This window comes from Paludibaculum fermentans (genome assembly GCF_015277775.1).
Taxonomy (GTDB): domain Bacteria; phylum Acidobacteriota; class Terriglobia; order Bryobacterales; family Bryobacteraceae; genus Paludibaculum; species Paludibaculum fermentans.
Map to the genome: position 1 here is coordinate 7,338,383 of NZ_CP063849.1, position 20,859 is coordinate 7,359,241.

Sequence of the window (20,859 nt, forward strand, 5' to 3'; positions counted from 1 at the left end):
GTTTCCGTCCCTATCCTACTGCACGGCTCACGGACGGGTTCCTAGCGCTGGATCTCGTCGAAGAACTGCTCCAGCGCGAGGCGCACCAACTGGCTGCGGGTGCGCACCTCGGTCTTCGCAAAGAGCTGCTGGAGCGAGGCCTTCACGGCGCTTTCCGAGATGAGCAGGTGGGTCGCGATCTCCTTATTGGACAGGCCTTCCAGCAGGCACCGCAGGATCTGCCTGTCGCGCTCTGTCAGGCGCGGCGCGGGTGACGGAGGTGCGGCGACGCCGGACTGGACGAGGGTCCGCAGGTACTCCTGTTCGATGAGAATCCGGCCCGCCGCCACTTCCCGGATGCAGCGATGGAGGGCCTCGGGCGACTGGTGCTTGTGAAAGATGCCGGACACGCCTTCACGAATGAGCAGCAGCGCTTCACTGTCGGGCAGGCCCGCTGTGACGAGCAGGGTCCGGCCCGAGAACTTGCGGAGCCGCAACTGTTCCAGCAGGTGGACGGCGGTGCTCTCGCCGAGGTCGTAGTCGAGGATCAGCACGTCTGGAGAGATTTCCGGGATTGACTGGAGGGCCGCTTCCGCCGAGCCGGCCGCGCCGGCGACCTGAAGAGTCTCGTCGGAGGCGAGCAGCCGGATGAGTCCTTCACGGAAGAGGGCATGGTCATCCACGATGAACAAGCGAATCGGCTGCTGCGGCCGCAAGGGGCGGGACTCCACCATCATTCGATCTCCTTACAGGCTTGAGAGTCAGGTCAAAGCGGCAGCCCGAAGACTGCGGGACGTGGATGAGGTCGCCCGAGAAGCTGCGGGCGAGGGCGCGCGAGATATAGAGGCCGAGCCCCGAACCATCGGAGTTGGAACGGAACGGGTGGAACAGGGTTTCCGGTTGGGATACGCCCGGGCCGGAGTCGTTGAAACTGATGCGGACCGAGTCGGCGGTGGCCTCCACCTCGATGGTGAGTTGCCTGACGGGGCCGCCATCGACCGCGCGCAAGGAGTTCTGGGCCAGGTTCAGGAAGATCTGGAGCAGCCCGTGTGAGTCGGCCTGCACCTCCGGCAACTGGGACGGCAGCAGCCATTCGAGCTGGCCGTCGATCTCGCGCCAATCGGTTTCCACGACGACGCGCAGGTTGTCGAGCACGGCGGCCAATGAGGCCGAGCGGGCCGTGGTGTTCTTGGCGAGTTCGAACGAGGCCAGTTTTGTGAGGCCGCCGACCAGTTGGTTGAGCGCCTGGAAGTCCGCGTCGGCCGCGACTTCGGGGCGCCGGCCCAAGTTGGAAGCCACCATGGACGCGGCGGAGCAGAGGTTCCGGATCTCGTGCGAGACGGCTCCGGCGAGCAGGCGATTGTAGCTGAGCACGTGGCGGAAGTTCTCCATCTCGCGGTCGCGCACCTCTTCGGAGACGTCGACCACGATGGCGGCCAGGTGATGGTCAGGCCCGTCGCCATAGGTGGAGAACCAGGTGGCGATGGGGAACATGGTGCCATCGGCGCGTTTGGCCCAGGTCCAGGCCGAAGTACGAACCTGGCGCTGTCCGGCGTGCAGCTTCACGGCGCTGCCGAGGGTGGGCACGAGGCCGCCGATGTCGCGGTCCATCAGGGTGTCCGGCGGAGTGATGCCGAAGATGTCGTGGGAGGCGCGGTTGGCCGCGATGACCTTGCCGTTGTGATCCAGGGTCAGGATGGCGGCAGGGCTGCTTTCGGCCAGGATCCGAAGCTGTTCCTCGGCGCGGCGGCGCAGTTCCTGTTCCAGCTTGAGGCGTGCGTAGTGGGCGATGACAATGCGCCGGTTGCGGCTCATCTCAAAGATCAGCAGGCCCATGCCTGAGTAGGCGAGGAGGGCCATGGTGTAGCGGAGCCCGAACTCGATACCGGTGTACTGCGGGGTAAACAGGCCTCGCAGGAAGGCGCAGGCCGCCGCCACCGCTATGATCTGCCAGCGATTCAAGGCGGTAGCCGCTACGGCTATGGGGAAGACATAGAAAATTCCCAGGGAGACATCGAGGTGCGAATACCACTCGAAGAGAACAAGAATGGCCACGAGAACCGCCGCCAATGGCACAACCGTACGTGGTCTAAGTACTGTTTCTGAAAGGGGAACTCCCAGAATTGACAGCCTCGTCGGCAAGTAGAATCTCCTTCCTGGCGCATGCTGTCGTTTCTAGTTCAGACGGACGAAACCCTACTTTAGATACCAATCTTACGATAGACAAGAGATAGCCTGGCGGCGCGTTTGATTCCCAACCGATATCTGGTTCGCACCGGATTCAGCGGGTAGTGTGGGGTCAGACACTATGATTGTTCGCGACCACCTTCCGCTGAAGCGAATCTGGCCGCAAGTATCGCAGCGGCTGCTACTGCTTCTCTTTTTCGACATCTCCATCAGCGTGCTCTACACGTTTGGGGGATTCACGTTTCTGGCGATCCCGTCCATTCCCCTGGCTCCGATGGCGGGGGCATTGAGTATCTTTCTGGCGTTCCGCACCAACTCGGCTTATGGCCGCTGGTGGGAGGCGCGCACGTTGTGGGGTGGGCTGGTGAACAGTTCGCGGACGTTCGCCCGGCAGGTGCTGACGCTGATTGACGGCACGGGTGGCGATATGGCCTGTGTGACGGATCTGCGCAATCAACTGGTGCGGCTGCAGATCAGTTTTGTACGTTCGCTGCGCTGCCACCTGCGGCGGCAAAATCCGTTCCCTGAACTTGAACGGCTGTTGCCGGAGGAGGTCACCAACCGGCTGCGGGCCCATACGAATGTGCCTTCGGCGATTCTGTTGGAATCGGCCTCGGTCCTGCGTAGGGCGAAGGAGGAGGGCCGGTTGGACTCCTTCCGCTGGATTGCGCTGGAGAACACACTGACGGAGCTGACGAATATCCTGGGCGGCTGCGAGCGGATCAAGAACACTCCGCTGCCGCGCCAGCACGACTACTTTCCGCGCATCCTCGTGATGGCCTTCTGCCTGATGCTGCCGTTTGCGCTGGTGGAGGGGCTGAGGATGCTGACGCCGATTGCCTCGACCCTGATCAGCTTCATCCTGGTCGCGCTCGATACGGTGGGGCGCGAGATTGAAGCTCCGTTCGACAACACGGTTCACGACACGCCGATGACGAGCCTGACGAGAACCATTGAGATCAACCTGTTTCAACAACTGGGCGAGCGCCGTGTGCCCGCCGAAGTCCACCCGGTGGACGGCTTCGTTTACTAGATCAATCGTTATCAGGAGAAACCCGATGAGGAACCAATTTGGGAGACGTCTGCTCTTTCCCACGAGCTTTTCCGATGCCTGTTTCCGCACGACGCCCGTGCTCTCTGAGTGGATGGACGACCCCGAGGCGCGGCTGACGCTGCTGCACGTTTACGACACGAAGAAGAGCAGCCGGCGGGAGATCGAGCGGCAACTGCATTCGTTTTTCGCCGAGGCCGACCAGTATGGCCGCTGCGAGCGGATCCTGCTGGCCGGCGATCCGAAGACCCAGATCCTGGAGCATTGCCGGAGGCACCGGTACGACCTGCTGTTCCTGCCGGCATCGGAGCCGACGGGTTTTCCACGGATCGGGCACCGGTCGTTGCGGGCGAGCCTGCTGCGGGAGGGGCACGTGCCGGTGTGGACGAACTCCGACTTTTCGCGCAGCGGCGCCAAGCGGCAGTCGCCGAAGAACGTGGCGTATGTGATGACGAACGAGCCGAATTGGAAGGAGCACTGCGTGGAAGCCGCGGCGGCGGCGGCGCGATGGAATGCGGTGTTCCACGTGATCTATGTCTTCCCGGTGCCCGATGTCGATGACGGGACGCTGGCCGGTGATTTGTTCACTGGCCGGGATGCGGGTCCGTTGGAGGCGCTGCGGGCGATCGTCTCGCAGCTATCGGTGACCTTCAAGGTTCACACCTCGACGGGCCACGAGCGGTTTGAGGTGCGGCGGCTGCTGAAGGAAGCCCAGGCCGATCTTGCCTTTATGAGCAGCTCGAAGGCGATGACGCGGGGCCTGTTCGGCCTGCGGATGAGTCCGGTGCTGAACTCCGTGCAATGCCAGTTTGTGTGTTTCCCAGACAATCCCAGACCGGAAGTGCTGGAGCAGCCCAGGTTGGTGGACCAGTTGGCCTTGCCGGACGCGGGCTAGCGTGCAGGAGACGCTGCGGGGGCGATGGCCGAGTGCGCGGAAGCCAGGGCGGCCTGGGCCGCGCCGGCCAGCAGCGTGTTATCGACCCCCAGGGCGATCATGGTGTAGCCGTCGCCCAGGGCTTGGCCGATGTTTTGGGGCGTGGGGTGCACCAGGTGCATCCCCGCCGCGATGCCGCGGCTGTTGCAGGACGAGCGGAAGGCGCTCAAGGCCTGCACCATCTCCGGGCAGTCGAGCTGGCCGGTCTTGCCGAAGGAGCCGCTGAGGTCGAGTGGTCCGATGAAGGCGCCGTCGACGCCCGGCACGTCGAGAATGCCGTCGAGGGCCTCAATGCCATCGCGATGCTCGATCTGCATCACGATGGCTATTTCCTTGTTCGCCTCCTGAATGTAGGGAGTGAAGTCGAGGCCGTGCGAGTTGGCGCGGCTGTAGCCATAGCCGCGGCGGCCCAGGGGCGGGTACTTGGCCTGGTCCATGGCGGCGCGCGCCTCGGCCTGGGAGTTCACCATGGGGATGATGAGGCCGCCGGCTCCGGCATCGAGGACGCGCTTGATCCAGATGGGGTCGTTGAAGGGCAGGCGGGCGACGGGCACCGCATCGTAGTGCTCAATGGCACGGAAGAGGCCGGCCGTGGATTCCAGGTCGATGACGCCGTGCTCGAGATCGACGGCGATCCAATCGAAACCCACGCGGCCGAGCACTTCGGCGATGGCGGGGTGGCCCATCTGGATCCAGGCTCCGAAGGTGGGCGTGCGGTCGAGCAGGGCTTTGCGGAAAGGGTTCTTCATGACTTTTTCCCGGGGTCACAGGCATCCAGCATGCCGTCGGTGATGTACTTGCCCAGCAGGTAGTGCTTGCGGTCGGGGTACCAGAGATAGCGCTTGCCGCGGGACTCGAAGTAGCTGGTGTAGGTGGCGATTTCGGTGCGTTTCTCGGTGCCGAGCGGTTCGGCGCGGTTGTCCACCAGGATGCGGGGCTTACCAAAGTGGATGGGCTGGATGGGATGGTTGGGCAGTTCGCGGCCGACGGTGTACCAGGCGGGCGTGCGGTTCTTCAGCCAGGCTCCGGGCCCCGAGGGGCCGCCATCGTTGTTGAAAAAGACCAGCAGGAAGCGGCCGTCGCCCACGCGGTAGAGCGGGCAGGGGGCGATGGGGTTCAGGATGGGCTCGCCTTCCGGTTCGTAGCAAAGCGGGCGCGGCGGGCCCCAGGTGCGTGCGCCGTCGGAGGAGAGCGCGAAGTAGACCTTGCCGGTATAGGTCCGCATGACGCAGAGCATGCGGCCGTCCTTCAGGGCATGCAGTGTCGGCTCCTGGATGATGCTCTTTTTCGGTTCGGGCTCGGCGTAGAGGCGGATGCCCGGGCCATTGGGGTAAGTGGTGACCTGGAGTTTGGCCGGGTCCTTCTCGCGCAGGATGTTGTCGAAGGACAGGAAGGCGACTTCGGTGTTGCGGCCCCAGTTGCGGGGATCGGGGTCGGCGGCTTTGCTGGCCCAGCGGGTGAAGCCGGCGATGACGCGGCCGTCGGCGGCGTAGAGCGGATTCTGGTAGACGATCCAGGTCTCGGGGATTTTGGGGTCGGGGTGGCTGAAGTCGGTGCGGCCGACGGGATAGTCGTGGAATTCGCGGCTCCAGGTCTGGCCGCCGTCTTCGGACCATTTGATGCGCAGGGCTCCGGTGTCGGCGGGGCGGACGTCCTGGATCCCGATGTTTTTGTTGTAGACGCAGTAGACGCGCTTCAGCTTGGGGGCGACGATGGGGAACGCCCAACTGGCTACGCCGACCATGCGCGCTTCGCCGGGTTGGGGGCCGTCGACCTCGAGGGGGGTGGACCAGGTGCGGCCGTGGTCTGTTGAGCGGCTGCTGACGATGCGGTGGTTGGGCGCGTTCTCGCCGGCGCCCTGGGTCCAGATGGCGAGGAATGCGCCGTCGGGGAGGGCCACTACCTGGAAGTGCTGATTCGTGTTGTCGGCGCCTCCGGGTTTCTCTGGAATGTAGACCTTGAGGTCAGGCTTGGAGACGGCCCAGGGCGGATCTTCGGCGCCCTGGAGGCAGGAGGCTAAGGGCAGGGTCAGGAAAGAACGGCGGTGGAGCATCGTGGTCACCTAGTGTTCGCTGCTGTGGCGCGGCAGGGATTGCAGAACTTCGGGATTGAGCAGGTTCATCTGGCCGTAGGCGCCCTGTTCCCCCAGGAGGACGTTGCGGAGCGCGTGCTGGGCCATGCGGGTGTTGGCGTCGGCGGTGTTGCTGCCGATGTGGGGGGTAAGCACCGTGTTGGGCAGGGTGCGGAGGTCCTTGGCCGGATGGACGGGGCCGTAGGGCTCGGTTTCAAAGACGTCGAGGGCCGCGCCGCCGATGGCGCCCTGGACGAGCGCGTCGTAGAGGGCGGCTTCGTCCACCACGGCACCACGGGCGGTATTGATGAGCCAGGCTCCGGGTGGGAGGAGCGCCAGGCGCTGCTGGTTCATGAAGTGGGCGTTGGCGGCGGTGGCTGGGATGTGGAGACTGACAAAGTCGGCTTGGGCGAGGGCGTGGGCGGGGTCGCTGGTGAGTTCGGTGAAGTAGCCTGGCTCGCGCGGCGGGGTGCGTTGGATAACGCCGATGACGCGCATGTCGAAGGCGGCGGTGGCGATGCGGGCTACAGCGGAGCCGATGGGGCCGCAACCGATGATGGCGAGGGTTTTGCCACGGAGTTCGCGTCCGCCGACGGGCGCCCAGGCGCCTTGGGTCATGGCGGCGGCGACTTTGGTGGTGTGGCGGGCGGCCGCGAGGAGCAGGGCGATGGCGTGTTCGGCTACGGATTCGTTCAGGACACCGGGGGTATTGGTGCAGAGGATGCGGGCTCGAGTGGCCTGGGTTTTGTCGATGCCGTCGTGGCCGACGCCGAAGCGGGCGAGAACGGCTCCGGGCTGCAACGTCTCATATAAGGAAGAGCGGTAAGGCTGGATGCCGACGATGGCGTGGCGGGCGCCATGTTGCTGGATGGCGGCGCAGAGGTCGGCTTCGGAGGCGGCGGAGGGGATGCAGGTGACGCCGGAGGCGTGGAAGATATGAGCGCCTTTGGTGAATTCGGGTTCGGAGATAATGATGGTCGGCACTATTGAGATATCAGAATACTTCAATAACTAACCGAAGACAAGCGCGTATTTTATGTTTTCTGATATCTCACTAGCTTGCCCATGGCACGGATCGGGCGTAAACTGGCTGCTGGTGATTCCATGAACTCCTTTGCCGGTAATCTGACCGAGCAGGTCTACACGACGATCCGCAACCGTATCCTGCGTGGGGAGCTGCGGTTTGGGACGGGGCTTTCGCGCCGTGTCCTGGCCGAAGAGCTCGGTGTGAGCATTGTTCCCGTGGGGGATGCGCTGCAGCGCCTGGAGAGCGACGGGCTGGTGGAGAGCCGGCCGCGGGTGGGTACGCGGGTGCGGATCCCGACGGCGCGGTCCATCCGCGGGCACTACATTCTGCGGGAGGCGTTGGAGACGCAGGCGGCCCGGATCTTCGCGGAAAAGGCGAGTCCGGAGGAGCGGGACGAGATCCAGCGCATGGCGCACCAACTGGATGCGCTGCATGTTTTGCAGATTCCGGAGGACGACTCAGGCCGGGACCGGCTGTTTGAAATCCACCGCTTCCACATGCGCTTCCACATGCGGATTGCCGAGTGCACGGGCTGTGACGAACTGTGCCAGGCCGTTGAAAAGAATCAGGTTCTGATCTTCAACTGGCTGTATGACACCGCTTTGGGGAATCAGCCGCCGCCGGCGGCGTGGCACTCGCAACTGGCGGAGGTGCTGGTCTCCGGCGGGCCGGAGCAGGCGGATGCGGCGATGCGGCGGCATACGCGGTACCGGATGGAGGAAGTGCTGGCCCAGATGGAGCCGTACTTCGGGTGGAACGAGTCGCATGTGCAGACGTTCTCGAAGCGGTCGCGCCGGCATGGGCAACCGCAGGCCGCGGCGGCTCCGGCTGCACCTGAAGGTGCGGAATGATGGGCTTGGGGGCGTCGTCAGCCGGCGGGGTGCAGACGAAGGTCCGGTTCCGGGTGCTGGCCATGCTCGTTCTGCTGGCAGGCATTACGTACCTGGACCGGGTTTGTATTTCGGTGACGGCTCCGCGGATGAGCGCGGATCTGGGGTTGAGCCGGATGCAGATGAGCTTCGTGTTCGGAGCGTTCACCCTCGCCTATGCCATCTTTGAGATTCCGACGGGGCTGTGGGGCGACAAGGTGGGAACGCGCCGGGTTCTGACGCGAATCGTGACCTGGTGGTCGTCCTTCACGATGCTGACGGCCGGGGTGTTTAGCTTCCCGTCGCTGCTGGGGACGCGGTTTCTGTTCGGCGCCGGCGAGGCCGGGGCGTGGCCGAACGTGGCGCGGACGCTGTCGCGCTGGTTCCCGCAACGGGAGCGCGGGACGGCGCAGGGTATCTTCTTTATGGGCGCGCACCTGGGCGGGGGTGTGACTCCGCTGCTGGTGACGGCCCTGCTGGTCCACTTCCACTGGCGGGCGCTGTTCCTGATCTTTGGCTCGATTGGGTTCCTTTGGGCGATTGCGTGGCGGTACTGGTTCCGGGACGAGCCGCATGAGCACTCCGCGGTGAGTCCGGGGGAGTGCGAGTACATTGAGACGGGCCGGGCGATCTCGGCGGGTCACTCGCTGGAGCGGGGCGGCTGGAAGCGGCTGCTGTTGAATCCAAGCGTGTTAGCGCTGTGCGCGATGTACTTCACACAGACGTACGGGTTCACGTTCTATGTGACCTGGCTGCCGACCTATCTGGAATCGTCGCGCGGTTTTTCGGCCGGGCTGTTGGGGATCTTTGCGGGACTGCCGCTGACCTTGAGTGTGCTGGCGGATCTGTTTGGCGGAATTACCACGGACCGGTTGACGGCGAAGTTGGGGCTCCGTGTGGGGCGGGCGGCGGTGGGTGGAGTGTCGCTGGCTTGTGCCGGCATGTTTCTGATTGCGGGGACGATGGCTCCGAATCCGCTGGTGGGGGCGACGTTCATTGCGCTGGCGGCGGCATCGTCGAACTTCCTGCTGGGTGCGAGTTGGGGCGCGGCGGTGGACATTGGGGGTCCGCACGCGGGGATGGTGTCGGCGGCGATGAACACCTCCGGCCAGATTGGCGGGTTTTTGAGCCCGATCATCCTGGCGTACGGGGTGGATCATTACGGCAGTTGGATGGGTCCGCTGTACCTGACAGGGGCGCTTTACCTGGCGGGAGCGGTGTGTTGGGTGTGGGTGGATGCGTCCCGTCCGATTGATTGATGTTTTCTGAGATATCACAATTGACAGAGACCAATTCCGGTGATAGAGTTCTGATATCTCAGAGTTGTAACCGGAAAGGGTCTCCATGTCGAAAGCTCACCAGCTCGTGCTCGCCCTCGTTGCGGCGACGGCCATCGCCCACGCTCAATCCAGTTCTGGAACCATCCTCGGAACGGTCCGTGACAGCCAGGACGCCGTCATTCCCGGAGCCGTTGTCACGGTCACCGACATTGCCAAGAAGACCGCGCGCACCTTCACGACGAGTGCGGCTGGGGAGTACGTGGTGACCTTCCTCGACCCCGGCCAATACGCGATCACCGTGGAAGCGACCGGCTTCAAGAAGTACAACCAGTCCGGCCTGACGGTGCGGGTGGCGGACCGGCTCACGATGGACTTCCACCTGGAGATCGGCCAGATGGTGGACCAGGTCACGGTGGAGGCGGTGACGCCGCTGGTGAACGCGGTGACGAACACCCTCGGCCAGGTGATTGAGAACCGGCGCATCATCGACCTGCCGCTCAACGGGCGCGAGCCGTTTGCATTGGCGACGCTGGCTCCGGGTGTGCTGCCGACGCCGAACAATACGGCGCAGCACCAGGGCGGGTCAGTGCCGAGCATCAGCGGAGCGGCGAACTTCACGAGTGAAGTGACGATTGACGGGATTCCGAATACGGCTCCGCGCAACCAGGGGCGGTTCAACTTCCTGATCTATACGCCGTCGGTGGATGCGGTGAGCGAGTTCAAGGTGCAGACCAACTCGATGAGCGCGGAGTATGGCCGCTTCAACGGCGGCGTGATCAGCGTGGTGACGAAGTCGGGCACGAACGAGCTGCACGGGACGGCGTATGAGTTTCACCGGAACTCGTATTTTGACGCCAACACGTTTTTCAACAACCGGGCGGGCATTCCGTTGGGCTCGCTGCGGCGGAACCAGGTGGGCGGCGCGATTGGTGGTCCGGTGGTGCTGCCGAAGATCTACAACGGCAAGGATCACACGTTCTTCTTCTTCGACTATGAGGCGTTCCGCGAGAGCACGGTGGCTTCAGCGAACTACACGGTGCCGACGGCGCTGGAGCGCGCGGGTGATTTTTCGAAGACGGTGAATGCCGCGGGCGCGGCGGTGCTCGTGTATGATCCGACAACGACGCGCGCCGGATCGGGCGGGACGCTGGTGCGCGATCCGTTCCCGGGTAATGTGATTCCCACCAACCGCATCAACACGGTGGGGAATAATCTGGTGAAGTTCTTCCCGCTGCCCACGAATGGGCGGCTGACGGCGAACCTGGACATCGGCGCGGCGCGCGTGAATCGCGACGATACGTTCGACATCCGCATTGACCACTACATTGGATCGAGCCACAAGATCTTCGGCCGCGTTTCGCGCCAGGAGCCGTTCACGGGTGAGCCGAACTACTTCAACAACATCGCGAATCCGGGTAATCCGTCGTTGACGCAGCACCGGCGGTCGGCCGCGCTGCAGGACATCTGGACGCTGACGCCGACGACGATTGTGAACTTCAATTACGGGCTGTCTCGGCAGTACGGCACGCGCACGGCGTGGGGTGACGGGTATGACATCACGCAGCTCGGGTTTCCGGCCAGTTTCCAGGCCAACCAGCAGGTGAGCGCGCTGCCGACGTTCTCGATCAGCGGCTATTCCGGCTTGGGGAACGGCAATCAGAACTACAGCTCGCAGATGGCGCACATCCTGCAGGCGACGGTGACGCGGATCCAGGGGTCGCACACTTTGAAGGCCGGCGCCGATTATCGCGTCTACCTGGACAACCAGTTGCAGAATCCTTCGGCGCAGGGCGCGCTTTCGATCAGCTCGGCCTGGACGCAGGGGCCGAATCCGAATCAGGCCAGCACCATTGCCGGCAACGGCATTGCTTCGCTGCTGCTGGGGATTCCCGGCGGCTCGCTGGTGAATCAGCCCGCCATTGCGTCGGCCAGCCGGTATTGGGCCGGGTTCATTCAGGACGACTGGCGGATGAACCGCAAGCTCACGTTGAATCTTGGATTCCGGTATGAGGTCAACGTCCCGCGCACGGAGCGCTTCGACCGCATCAGCATCTTCGATGTCGGCGCGGCGTCGCCCATCGCGGCGCAGGTGCCTTCGATTCCGGGGCTGCGCGGGGCGATGGCGTTCCGCGATTCGAGCAACCGCCAACTGATTCCGGCGGATAAGAACAACTGGGCTCCACGGTTTGGTTTCGCATATCAATTGACGAAAGACACGGTGATCCGCGGCGGGTACGGCATCTTCTTCGGGCTGTCGTCAACGGACGCGGCCGGCGCGGCGGGCGGCTTTGTCGATGGCTTCCAGGCGACCACCAGCATTGTGACGTCGCTGGATGGCACGACGCCGATCGCGAGCCTCTCGAACCCGTTCCCGAACGGCTTCAACCAGCCGCTGTCGCGCAGCCAGCTGACGGACCGCTCGCTGCTGGGTCAGTCGAACACCTCGGGCCTGCTCTCGCTGGCTACTCCTTACTTTCAACAGTGGAACTTCTCGGTGCAGCGTTCGCTGGGCCAGAACCTGATTGCGGAGATCGCGTACACGGCGAACAAGGGCACGCACGTGCCGTACACGAACTACAACCCGAACACCCTGACGCAGGCGCAGAACGCCCTGGGCACAGTGAACCAGCAACTGGTGCCGAATCCGTTTTACGGCATCATCACGGATCCGACGAGCTCGCTGTCGCTGGCGACGGTGCAGCGCGGGCAGCTGCTGCGGCCGTTTCCGCAGTACGGGTCGATCAACCTGGTGAGTCCTTCGATCGGCAATTCGAACTACCACTCGATGCAGGCGCGGGTGGAGAAGCGGTTCAGCAAGGGCTACACGCTGCTGGCGGCCTATACGTGGTCAAAGAACATCACGGACTTTTCGAATGCGGCGGTGGGCTCGACGACGGGCGTGATGGACCCGTTCAACCTGCGGTTGGAGCGGTCGCTGGATTCCCAGGATGTGCCGCACCGGCTGGTGTTGAGCGGCGTGTATGAACTGCCTTTCGGCCGCGGCCGCTGGATGGGTTCGCACTGGAATCGCGGCGTGGACATGCTGTTTGGCGGATGGCAGATGAACGGCATTGCCAGTTTCCAGAAGGGTGAGCCGCTGGTGATGAGCGCCATCACCGGAACGCGTCCGATCCGGTTGCAGCAGAGCGGTGAGTTGAGCGGCTCGACCCAGAGCCGGCTGCTGCGGTACTTCGATACCAACGCGTTTGCGGTGCCGGCTGCCTTCACATTGGGCAACAGCTCCAGGACGGCTCCGGACCTGCGCGGACCGGGCATTGCGAATTACGACCTGTCGTTGTTCAAGACGTTCGCGATCTATGAACGGCTGAGGGCGCAGTTCCGGTTCGAAACGTTCAACGCGATGAACCGGGTTTGGTTCGGCATGCCGAGCACGTCGATCGGTTCCACCAGTGCGGGTGTCATCAGCAGCCAGGCCAACTCGCCGCGGCAACTGCAACTGGCGCTGAAATTCCTGTTCTAATCGGATCAACCCACCATGACCAGACGAGACTTCTTCGCCACGAGCGCGATTCTAGGTGTTCCGGTTCACGCAGCGGAAGCCGGCCAGCCGGATTGGCGCAACGTCAAGAACGGATGGCAGATTCCACGGGAGGGCTACAGCGACCAGCCCTACGTGGTGGTGACGCGCGACGGCAATTGGCTGTGCGTGCTGACGACGGGGCGTGGTGTGGAGGGCGAGCCGGGCCAGCACATCATTTCGACGATCAGTACGGACCTGGGGCGGACGTGGTCGACGCCCATCGACATCGAGCCGGCGGACGGGCCGGAGGCGTCGTGGGTGATGCCGTTCATTGCTCCGGGCGGGCGGGTGTACGTGTTCTATACGTACAACTCGGAGAACCTGCGGCTGGACACGCGCAGCAACAATCCCAAGGTGGGGCGGCGTGTGGACACACTGGGCAAGTACGCGTACAAGTACTCGGACGATCACGGGCACAGCTGGTCGAAGGATCGCTACTTTATTCCCATGCGGCCAATGCGGATCGACCGCGAGAACGCGTGGGAAGGGAAGCTGATGTACTTCTGGGGGGTGGGCAAGCCCATCCTGACCAGCAAGAAAGAGATGATCTTCGGGTACGCCAAGGTGGGGAAATGGGGCGATCCAGGCGGCATGGTGACGTCGCAAGGCGTCTTTATGAAGAGCTCGAACATCGCCACGGAGAAGGACCCGGCGAAGCTGCATTGGGAGCTGCTGCCGGAGGGTGACGAGGGGCTGCGGGCGCCGAAGAATCCGGTGTCGGACGAAGCGAACCTGGTGGAGTTGAGCGACGGCAGCCTGTATTGCACGTATCGCAGCATCGACGGATACAACTGCGCGGCGTACAGCCGGAATGGCGGCAGGACCTGGACTCCGCCGGGCTATGCGACGTACACGCCGGGCGGCCGGCCGATCAAGCATCCGCGGGCGGCGAACTTCGTACGCAAGTTCAGCAACGGCAAATTCCTGCTGTGGTATCACAACCATGCGGGCGAGGCCGTGCACGCGCAGAAGTGGCCGTATTATACGGGCCGGAATCCGGGCTGGATCACCGGCGGGGTGGAGAAGAACGGGTTCATTCACTGGAGCCAGCCGGAGATCCTGCTGTATGACGACAACCCGGATACGCGGATCAGCTATCCGGATTTCGTGGAGGACAAGGGGCGCTACTACATCACCGAGACGGTGAAGACCTATGCGCGTGTGCACCCGATTGACCAGACGCTGCTGGATGGGATCTGGAATCAACTGGAGAACAAGTCCGTGGCGAAGCGCGGGCTGGTGGCGACGGCGGCCGGGCGGGCTGCTTCCGTAGCGCTGCCCAAGCTGGCGGAGCTTTCGTCGGGCGGCGGCTTCTCGCTGGAGTTCTGGGTCAGGCTGAGCGAGTTGTCGGAAGGGCAGGTGCTGTTCGATACGATGACCGCGTCCGGGCAGGGCGTGTCGGTGCGGACCAGCGACCGGTTCACGCTTGCGCTGACGATGAGCGACGGGCGGACACGTGCGTCGTGGGACAGCGATCCTGGGACGCATGCGGGTACGCTGCGCTCGGGTGTGTGGCAGCATGTCGTGTTCATCGTCGACGGCGGACCAAAGATCATCTCCGTGGTGATTGACGGGGTCTTAAACGATGGCGGGGCCGTGCGGGATTACGGGTGGGGGCGGTTTGCGGCTGAGCTCGGCGATGTGAACGGAGAGCCTGAGGGCAAAGTGGGCTCAAAGATCTTCGGCGAGATTCGCAAGCTGCGGGTGTACAGCCGGGCCCTGCGGACCTCTGAAGCGGTTGGTAATTGCCGCGCCGGTATCGACGCGTAACGTTAGTTCCTTCTTCTCTCGGGGATCGGCGAACGGGTCGTTGAGATTCGCCGATCCCCGATGGGCTGCCGTGTCACGGCGGCTTATCCCTGCCAGCCTGCAAAATGCGTTGACGCCTCCTCTGGCTGATGCTATCGTAAATCGACGATAGACTATGAAGAGGATACCTGAGCAGGAAGCGCTGTGCTGCCCGCCGTCCGAGCCGCAGGCCGACTCGCAGTTCGTGTCGCTGGAAGGGGCGGGTGCGGATGAGGAACTGGCGCGCCTGGCCAAGGCGTTGGGGCACCCCGCGCGGGTGCGGATCATCCGTATGCTGTCGCTGAAGGAAGCGCGTGTTTGCAGCCAGATTGTCGATGAATTGCCATTGGCCCAATCGACCGTTTCGGAGCATCTGCGGATTCTGAAGGAAGTTGGGCTGGTGCGGAGCAGCCAGGACGGTACGCGTATCGGGTATTGCATCAACTACAACACGCTGCGGAAGCTGAAAGCGCTCGTCGCGATCCTCTAGGCGCTTGTGTCTTTATCGTCATTCGACGAAGTGGGTGGGGAGTGAGTCCGGAAGTCGAGAAGTCAACGAACATGTCCACCGCAACAACATCGCGCTTGTCATTTCTGGATCGCTACCTAACCTTGTGGATCTTTACCGCCATGGCTGTTGGGGTAGGTCTTGGGTATGCGATGCCTGGGATCGTTCCATTGCTTGACCGGTTCAGCGTGGGCACCACGTCGATTCCGATTGCCATCGGCCTGATCCTGATGATGTATCCGCCGCTGGCCAAGGTGAAGTATGAGGAGATGGGTCGCGTGTTTCAGCACCGGCGGATCCTGGTGCTGTCGCTGATCCAGAACTGGGTGGCCGGGCCGATTCTGATGTTTACGCTGGCGGTGCTGCTGCTGCGCGACAAGCCGGAGTACATGACGGGACTGATCCTGATCGGGTTGGCGCGCTGTATTGCCATGGTGATCGTGTGGAACGACCTGGCCGGCGGCGATCGTGAGTATGCCGCGGGCCTGGTGGCGCTGAACTCGCTGTTCCAGGTTTTCTTCTTCTCGGTGTACTCGTATTTCTTCCTGGCCACCCTGCCGCGCTGGCTGGGGCTGCGGGCGGTGGAGGTGGATATCTCGATGGGCGAGATCGCCCAGAGCGTCTTCATCTATCTGGGCGTTCCGTTCCTGGCCGGGATGCTGACCCGTTATGTGCTGCTGAAGGTGAAGAGCCGTGAGTGGTATGAACAGCGGTTCATTCCGCGGATCAGTCCCCTGACGCTGATCTCACTGCTGTTCACTATCGTGGTGATGTTCAGCCTGAAGGGCAAGATGATTGTGCAGTTGCCCTTCGACGTGATTCGCGTGGCGATACCGCTCACGATTTACTTCGTCCTGATGTTCTTCTTCTCGTTCTGGATGAGCAGGAAGCTGGGGGCGAACTATGCCGAGTCCGCTACGCTGTCGTTCACTGCGTCGTCGAACAACTTCGAGCTGGCCATCGCGGTGGCGATCGCGACGTTTGGGATCCACCATGGGGCGGCGTTTGCCGCGGTGATTGGACCACTGGTGGAGGTGCCGGTACTCATTGGCCTGGTGAATGTGGCGTTGTGGATCAACCGGAAGTGGTTTGGCGGCGTGTTCGGGGCGGTGGAGACCTGCCGGCCCGGCCGTGCGTGAAGGAAGGAATCCCGATGAAAAGAATCCTGGTGCTTTGCACGGGCAATTCGGCCCGCAGCCAGATGGGCGAGGGCTTGTTCCGGCACGCCGGCGCGGGCGCCTACGAGGTGGAGAGCGCCGGTACGAAGCCGAGCCTGGTGCGGCCTGAGGCGATCGCGGTGATGCGGGAACTGGGGATCGACCTGTCGGGCTATCGCTCGAAATCCGTCAGCGAGTTCGAAGGGCAGGCGTTCGACTACGTGGTGACGGTTTGCGACAACGCGCGGGACAGTTGTCCCGTCTTCCCGGCGGGTACAGAGCGGATTCATTGGAGTTTCGAAGATCCGGCGGCGGTGGAGGGCAGCGAGGAGGAACGGCTGGCCGCCTTCCGCAGGATTCGCGACCAGATCCGGGCCCGCGTGGATGGCTTCGTCGCGGAGCACGCAGGCTGACCGGGTCCGGCTGAGCAGCATTTCATTTTTTACCGGCGATTCTGATACAACCTGAGTTGGCCGTCCGCGCCATCCATAGGGGTCTGTCTCAAATGCATCGAATCGCCGGGGCATCCAACCGCAGGGAAAGAAGACTGAGCGTGCGCCGCCTACCGGCGATGCTCCTGATCGTGCTGGCGCTGGCTGGAGCCGGGTTCGGACAGGCGCGAGCGGGTGCGGCCGGACCGTCGAAGCGGCCGAAGCAGGTGCTGTTTATCGGCGATGAGAAGGGTTTCCGGCACGAGGCGATCTCGCATGCAATGGCGACGGTGGAGCGGTTGGGCCGGGAGACCGGCTTGTGGGAGACCCACCTGAGAACCGACACGGAGCCGTTGACGAAGAAGAAGCTGGAATACAACGCCAAAAACCTGAACGATTTCGATGCGGTGATCTTCTATACGGGCGGTACGCTGCAGATGGACGAGCAGCAGAAGGCGGACCTGCTCTCGTTCGTGCACGAGGACGGGAAGGGCTTCCTGGGGGTGCACAGCGCCGCCATCACATTTGTCCAGTGGCCGGCCTATGGCGAGATGCTGGGCGGCTACTTTGACGAGCATCCGTGGGGTACGTTCGACGCGCCGATTGTGGTGGAGGATCCGAACTTCCCCGGTATGCAGAAGTGGGCCCCGGCGTTTCAGATGACCGATGAGATCTACCAGATCAAGAACTACTCGCGCGAGAAAACGCGAGTGCTGATGCGGCTGGATGCGTCGAAGGTGGATCTCACGAATAAGAAGGTGAAACGGGCGGATCGGGATTTTGCGGTCAGTTGGGTGAAGAACTATGGGAAGGGCCGCGTGTTCTATACAACGCTGGGGCATGTGCCGGCGAACTGGGACAGGCCCGATATGCAGGCGATGATGATGGGGGCGATCCAATGGGCCACGGGGCTGGTGGACGCCGACGTGACGCCGCGTCCGATGCCTGCGGGTCCGAGCAAGTAGAAGGAGTTTTTGGCATGACCTACACGCGGCGCGGCTTGGCTCAGGCCCTTTCCGCAGGCGCCCTATGCGTTCCGCTGATGGCGGGGCGGCGCCTGAAGATCGGCATCGGGGCGTACACCTACCACGCCATCTCGACCGACGCGATGATTGACCAGTTGCGGGCCCTGAAAGTGACCGAGATCGAGATGTCGCGCGGCGAGTTCATGAACTTCAACAAGCCGCCGGCCGAGTTGTTCGGGAGTTTCCGGAGCAAGATCGACGCGGCCGGGATCCGCTGTGTGTCGTACTATGCGCCCACGATCAAAGACAAGGCCGATCTCGATGGAGCGATCCGTTTTGCGCGGATCCTGGGTTGTTCCAACATCACGGGCGATCCGACCGGGGGTGTCCTGAAGTATGTCGATGAGCGGATGAGCGAGGAAGGCATGAGCTTCGGCATCCACAATCACTATTTCAAGAACCGGAAGTTCGACTACGAGAGTCCGGAGGATATTCTACGGGCTTTGGACGGGCTGTCGGAGACGGTGGGCTGCACGCTGGATGTCGGCCACATCGTTTCGTGCGGCCACGATACTGTGGATGCCGTACGGAAGCTGGGTCCACGTCTGAAGCTGGTACACCTGAAGGACATTCAGGCCCGGGGCGGGGAAGTGAACGTACCGCTGGGCCAGGGGTTGTGCCGGATTCCCGAGGTGATGAAGGAACTGCACCGGATCGGCTTCAAGGGGCTGATCGCGCTGGAATATGAGAAGGACGGCGACATCCTGGACGACGTGCGCCGGCAGATTGCGGCGGCCCGGAAGATGGCTTAGCCGCAGAGCCTTTCAGCAATCCTGCTTCTCGAAGATGAGTAACGCGGCGGTGGTGCAGAGGATGGCCATTGCGGCGCTGACTGCGAACTCCTGCCAGTGCCAGGATGGGCTGCCGTGCATCAGGTCGCGCAAGCCGAGACACATGCCGTAGAACCGCGGCAGGATGGCCGTGGCGGCGGGACTGAGGCTCGCACGAAGCAATGGTTCCGGGCTGGCGAGGAGGCTGGCGGCCAGCAGGGCGCATGCCGCGAAGCCGGCGAGGGCGGTGCTCCGCACTGTGATCACGACCAGGAGGGACGCAGACAGAAGCACGCCCGCCGCGAGGAGGGTGGCCGGGACTGCCCAGAGGAGCGACGGGATCCAAATGCCGGAGCCGAGGCCCAGCACGAGGCTCGAGCCGCCGAACACCAGGACGAAGTTCAGTGCGAGTACGCACAGGCAGCCGATGAGCCGCCCCAGCAGCAGACGCCAACGGGCCACGGGACGGGCCAGCAGGTACTCGATGCGGCCCCGCTGCAGGCAACTGCCCAGCAGCGGCGTCGTCAGCAGCGCGGCTGCGAAGAGTTGCCAGAAGTACAGGAAGAGAACGGAGCGGAGCAGTCCTTCCCGCAGCAGGGCCAAGGCCGCGGGCGGCTGCAGCGACAGGCCAGCAGAGCCGTGGGCCATCCAGGCCAGGGCTGCCACCGAGAGGGCAGATTGAGCGAAGAGCGCCACGACCAGCTTGCGGCCGCGGGCCTCGCGAAGGGTGTCGTTGACCAGCGCATAGAGCAGGTCGGGGGTCATTGGCTGCCTCCGCCGGCAACTGCGCTCAGGTAGATGCGCTCCAGGCTATGGGTCACGGGTTCGATGGTTTCAATGGAGGCTCCGGCGGCGCGGATCTGGTCGATCAGGGCGTTCAGGCCCGGGCGGTTGGGGCACTCGATCCAGCAGCGCTCGCCGTCGAGTCCGATCACGAAACCGCGGGCGGCGAGCTCCTCCTGTAGACGGTGCGGCAACGCCGCGACGACGATGCGGAAACCTTGGGTGGCGCGCAGGTCCTTCACGCGGCCGGAGGTTACGATGCGGCCCTGGTGGAGCACCGCTATCGAGTCGCAGAGCCACTCGATGTCCGGCAGATGATGTGAGTTCAGCAGCAGGGTGACGCCCTGCTGGGCGAGGTTGCGCAGTAACCGGAGCAGTTCCATGCGGCCAGCCGGATCAACGCCGTCGATGGGCTCATCCAGCACCAGCAACCGCGGTGCATGGAGCAAGGCCTGCGCGACGCCCAGGCGCTGCAGCATGCCCTTGGAGTAGTGAGGGAGGCGGCGATCGGCGACGTCGTGCAACGAGACCTGATGCAGCAGATCGGGGATGCGCCGGTTGCGTGTGTCCGGAGCCAGGCCGGACAGCCGGGCCATGAAATCGAGAAACGACCGGCCGGTGTGGTGAGCGGCGAGGTTGGGCGCTTCCGGCAGGTATCCGACCTGCGCGCGAAGGCCGGGGGAGGAGTGCGCCTGGCCGAACAGACGCACGATCCCCGCGTCGGGCCGCACCAACGAGAGGAGGATCTTCGTCAGTGTGGTCTTGCCTGCTCCGTTGGGGCCGAGCAGGCCGAACGCCTGGCCGCGCTCCACCGTGAGCGAAAGATCCCGCAGCGCCTGCACGGAGGGGCCGCGCCAGCCGCCGCGGTAGGTTTTGCAGAGCCCGGCCACTTCAACGGCAGGCGCCTGCACGGGCCCTCCTTGCCAGCGCCAGGGTGGTGAGGCTGAGGCAGAAAAGCAGGGCCGTGCGAGGCTCCGGCACGGAGGCGGGTGCGTCCTCGATGATTCCATCGGCGCCGTAGTAGTCGGCTGTGATGAGCCCGTAGCCGGAGTCATAGGCGGCCGCCGTGTCGAAGCCGATGGTGAAGGGGCCAGGGTTCAGCAGGAGGAAAGTGATTTTCACCAGCGAGTCCGAGCCGTTCAGGACCGCCGAGCCGATGAGGGCATCGTTGAGGAACGAGATGAGTCCGGCGGCATTGTCCAGGAAGTAGAAGACGCCGACTCCATCGGAGGCGAAGAGGCCATCGGAGTCGATGCTCTGGACGGCCATGTTTGTCGAGAACGTCAGGTCGAACTGATAGGCGACGAGATCGGATACGTTGGCCGCGTAGAGCGAGACCTGGAGCGTCTGGCCCACTTTCCTGGAGCCGATCTTTGGGTTGAGCGAAAAGATGGTGGCTGCCTGGGCGGTGGCGCAGAGCGTAAGCAGGAGGAGGATTCGTTTCATGAGGGGGCTCCG

Annotated in this window: 19 protein-coding genes; 11 read left to right on the top strand and 8 right to left on the bottom strand. The window is 63.6% G+C overall.

Annotated features, from left to right (window positions below; all coding sequences use genetic code 11):
• Window positions 1-41: 41 nt before the first annotated feature.
• Together IRI77_RS29110 and IRI77_RS29115 are read right to left on the bottom strand one after the other, a co-directional pair.
• Complete coding sequence (locus IRI77_RS29110; protein WP_228486375.1) at window positions 42-716, bottom strand: LuxR C-terminal-related transcriptional regulator; 675 nt, start codon at window positions 714-716, stop codon at window positions 42-44.
• Window positions 655-2,034 (bottom strand): ATP-binding protein, encoded by a 1,380-nt coding sequence (locus tag IRI77_RS29115; RefSeq protein WP_194448480.1) that lies wholly within the window; start codon window positions 2,032-2,034, stop codon window positions 655-657. Before IRI77_RS29115 ends, IRI77_RS29110 begins: the two co-directional genes overlap by 62 nt.
• A 253-nt stretch (window positions 2,035-2,287) precedes the next feature.
• Here IRI77_RS29115 and IRI77_RS29120 point away from each other — a divergent pair, with 253 nt between their 5' ends.
• Window positions 2,288-3,199 (top strand): bestrophin family protein, encoded by a 912-nt coding sequence (locus tag IRI77_RS29120; RefSeq protein ID WP_194448481.1) that lies wholly within the window; start codon window positions 2,288-2,290, stop codon window positions 3,197-3,199.
• Between the two features lie 25 nt (window positions 3,200-3,224).
• Window positions 3,225-4,112, top strand: coding sequence for a universal stress protein (locus tag IRI77_RS29125; protein ID WP_194448482.1), 888 nt, complete (start codon window positions 3,225-3,227; stop codon window positions 4,110-4,112).
• On the opposite strand, the gene IRI77_RS29130 is transcribed toward IRI77_RS29125, so the two are convergent.
• The 3 genes from IRI77_RS29130 to IRI77_RS29140 are packed head-to-tail and all read right to left on the bottom strand — an operon-like array spanning window position 4,109 to window position 7,206.
• A complete protein-coding gene (locus tag IRI77_RS29130) occupies window positions 4,109-4,900 on the bottom strand; it encodes an HpcH/HpaI aldolase family protein (RefSeq protein ID WP_194448483.1) in 792 nt (263 codons plus the stop codon). The genes IRI77_RS29125 and IRI77_RS29130 overlap by 4 nt on opposite strands.
• Window positions 4,897-6,204, bottom strand: coding sequence for a sialidase family protein (locus IRI77_RS29135; RefSeq protein ID WP_194448484.1), 1,308 nt, complete (start codon window positions 6,202-6,204; stop codon window positions 4,897-4,899). The genes IRI77_RS29130 and IRI77_RS29135 overlap by 4 nt, the downstream gene beginning before the upstream one ends.
• Before the next feature lie 9 nt (window positions 6,205-6,213).
• Window positions 6,214-7,206, bottom strand: coding sequence for an NAD(P)-dependent oxidoreductase (locus IRI77_RS29140; protein WP_194448485.1), 993 nt, complete (start codon window positions 7,204-7,206; stop codon window positions 6,214-6,216).
• A 120-nt stretch (window positions 7,207-7,326) separates the two neighbouring features.
• Between IRI77_RS29140 and IRI77_RS29145 the strand changes: the two genes are divergently transcribed.
• The 9 genes from IRI77_RS29145 (at window position 7,327) to IRI77_RS29185 (ending at window position 18,600) form a co-directional block, all read left to right on the top strand.
• Window positions 7,327-8,100: a GntR family transcriptional regulator gene (locus tag IRI77_RS29145; RefSeq protein ID WP_194448486.1), complete on the top strand. Its 774-nt coding sequence runs from the start codon at window positions 7,327-7,329 to the stop codon at window positions 8,098-8,100.
• The gene (locus IRI77_RS29150; RefSeq protein ID WP_228486376.1) at window positions 8,097-9,377 is read left to right on the top strand and encodes an MFS transporter; all 1,281 of its coding nucleotides are present in this window, start codon (window positions 8,097-8,099) and stop codon (window positions 9,375-9,377) included. The genes IRI77_RS29145 and IRI77_RS29150 overlap by 4 nt, the downstream gene beginning before the upstream one ends.
• 85 nt (window positions 9,378-9,462) lie before the next feature.
• The gene (locus IRI77_RS29155) at window positions 9,463-12,879 is read left to right on the top strand and encodes a TonB-dependent receptor (protein ID WP_194448487.1); all 3,417 of its coding nucleotides are present in this window, start codon (window positions 9,463-9,465) and stop codon (window positions 12,877-12,879) included.
• Between the two features lie 15 nt (window positions 12,880-12,894).
• The gene (locus IRI77_RS29160) at window positions 12,895-14,709 is read left to right on the top strand and encodes a LamG-like jellyroll fold domain-containing protein (protein ID WP_194448488.1); all 1,815 of its coding nucleotides are present in this window, start codon (window positions 12,895-12,897) and stop codon (window positions 14,707-14,709) included.
• Window positions 14,710-14,863: 154 nt separating this feature from the next.
• Window positions 14,864-15,217, top strand: a complete 354-nt coding sequence (locus IRI77_RS29165) for an ArsR/SmtB family transcription factor (protein ID WP_194448489.1) — start codon at window positions 14,864-14,866, stop codon at window positions 15,215-15,217.
• Window positions 15,218-15,288: 71 nt separating this feature from the next.
• Window positions 15,289-16,374, top strand: a complete 1,086-nt coding sequence (gene arsB, locus IRI77_RS29170) for an ACR3 family arsenite efflux transporter (RefSeq protein ID WP_194448490.1) — start codon at window positions 15,289-15,291, stop codon at window positions 16,372-16,374.
• A gap of 14 nt (window positions 16,375-16,388) precedes the next feature.
• A complete protein-coding gene (locus tag IRI77_RS29175; protein WP_194448491.1) occupies window positions 16,389-16,805 on the top strand; it encodes an arsenate reductase ArsC in 417 nt (138 codons plus the stop codon).
• A 140-nt stretch (window positions 16,806-16,945) separates the two neighbouring features.
• Window positions 16,946-17,788: a ThuA domain-containing protein gene (locus IRI77_RS29180; RefSeq protein WP_228486377.1), complete on the top strand. Its 843-nt coding sequence runs from the start codon at window positions 16,946-16,948 to the stop codon at window positions 17,786-17,788.
• Window positions 17,789-17,802: 14 nt separating this feature from the next.
• Window positions 17,803-18,600, top strand: coding sequence for a sugar phosphate isomerase/epimerase family protein (locus IRI77_RS29185; RefSeq protein ID WP_194448492.1), 798 nt, complete (start codon window positions 17,803-17,805; stop codon window positions 18,598-18,600).
• Between the two features lie 12 nt (window positions 18,601-18,612).
• Here IRI77_RS29185 and IRI77_RS29190 read toward each other — a convergent pair whose 3' ends face one another.
• Genes IRI77_RS29190 through IRI77_RS29200 form a run of 3 tightly spaced genes read right to left on the bottom strand, consistent with a single transcriptional unit; the run spans window position 18,613 to window position 20,847 of the window.
• A complete protein-coding gene (locus IRI77_RS29190; RefSeq protein WP_194448493.1) occupies window positions 18,613-19,383 on the bottom strand; it encodes an ABC transporter permease in 771 nt (256 codons plus the stop codon).
• On the bottom strand, window positions 19,380-20,312 hold the full coding sequence (locus tag IRI77_RS29195; RefSeq protein ID WP_194448494.1) for an ABC transporter ATP-binding protein: 933 nt from the start codon (window positions 20,310-20,312) through the stop codon (window positions 19,380-19,382). Before IRI77_RS29195 ends, IRI77_RS29190 begins: the two co-directional genes overlap by 4 nt.
• Complete coding sequence (locus IRI77_RS29200) at window positions 20,293-20,847, bottom strand: cohesin domain-containing protein (protein ID WP_194448495.1); 555 nt, start codon at window positions 20,845-20,847, stop codon at window positions 20,293-20,295. Before IRI77_RS29200 ends, IRI77_RS29195 begins: the two co-directional genes overlap by 20 nt.
• Window positions 20,848-20,859: the final 12 nt, after the last annotated feature.

Bases quoted from the DNA above. Each gene is read 5' to 3' on its own strand.
- IRI77_RS29110 (WP_228486375.1), bottom strand. From the start codon at position 716: ATGATGGTGGAGTCCCGCCCCTTGCGGCCGCAGCAGCCGATTCGCTTG.
- IRI77_RS29120 (WP_194448481.1), top strand. From the start codon at position 2,288: ATGATTGTTCGCGACCACCTTCCGCTGAAGCGAATCTGGCCGCAAGTA.
- IRI77_RS29125 (WP_194448482.1), top strand. From the start codon at position 3,225: ATGAGGAACCAATTTGGGAGACGTCTGCTCTTTCCCACGAGCTTTTCC.
- IRI77_RS29130 (WP_194448483.1), bottom strand. From the start codon at position 4,900: ATGAAGAACCCTTTCCGCAAAGCCCTGCTCGACCGCACGCCCACCTTC.
- IRI77_RS29135 (WP_194448484.1), bottom strand. From the start codon at position 6,204: ATGCTCCACCGCCGTTCTTTCCTGACCCTGCCCTTAGCCTCCTGCCTC.
- IRI77_RS29145 (WP_194448486.1), top strand. From the start codon at position 7,327: ATGAACTCCTTTGCCGGTAATCTGACCGAGCAGGTCTACACGACGATC.
- IRI77_RS29150 (WP_228486376.1), top strand. From the start codon at position 8,097: ATGATGGGCTTGGGGGCGTCGTCAGCCGGCGGGGTGCAGACGAAGGTC.
- IRI77_RS29155 (WP_194448487.1), top strand. From the start codon at position 9,463: ATGTCGAAAGCTCACCAGCTCGTGCTCGCCCTCGTTGCGGCGACGGCC.
- IRI77_RS29160 (WP_194448488.1), top strand. From the start codon at position 12,895: ATGACCAGACGAGACTTCTTCGCCACGAGCGCGATTCTAGGTGTTCCG.
- IRI77_RS29165 (WP_194448489.1), top strand. From the start codon at position 14,864: ATGAAGAGGATACCTGAGCAGGAAGCGCTGTGCTGCCCGCCGTCCGAG.
- arsB (WP_194448490.1), top strand. From the start codon at position 15,289: ATGTCCACCGCAACAACATCGCGCTTGTCATTTCTGGATCGCTACCTA.
- IRI77_RS29175 (WP_194448491.1), top strand. From the start codon at position 16,389: ATGAAAAGAATCCTGGTGCTTTGCACGGGCAATTCGGCCCGCAGCCAG.
- IRI77_RS29185 (WP_194448492.1), top strand. From the start codon at position 17,803: ATGACCTACACGCGGCGCGGCTTGGCTCAGGCCCTTTCCGCAGGCGCC.
- IRI77_RS29190 (WP_194448493.1), bottom strand. From the start codon at position 19,383: ATGACCCCCGACCTGCTCTATGCGCTGGTCAACGACACCCTTCGCGAG.
- IRI77_RS29200 (WP_194448495.1), bottom strand. From the start codon at position 20,847: ATGAAACGAATCCTCCTCCTGCTTACGCTCTGCGCCACCGCCCAGGCA.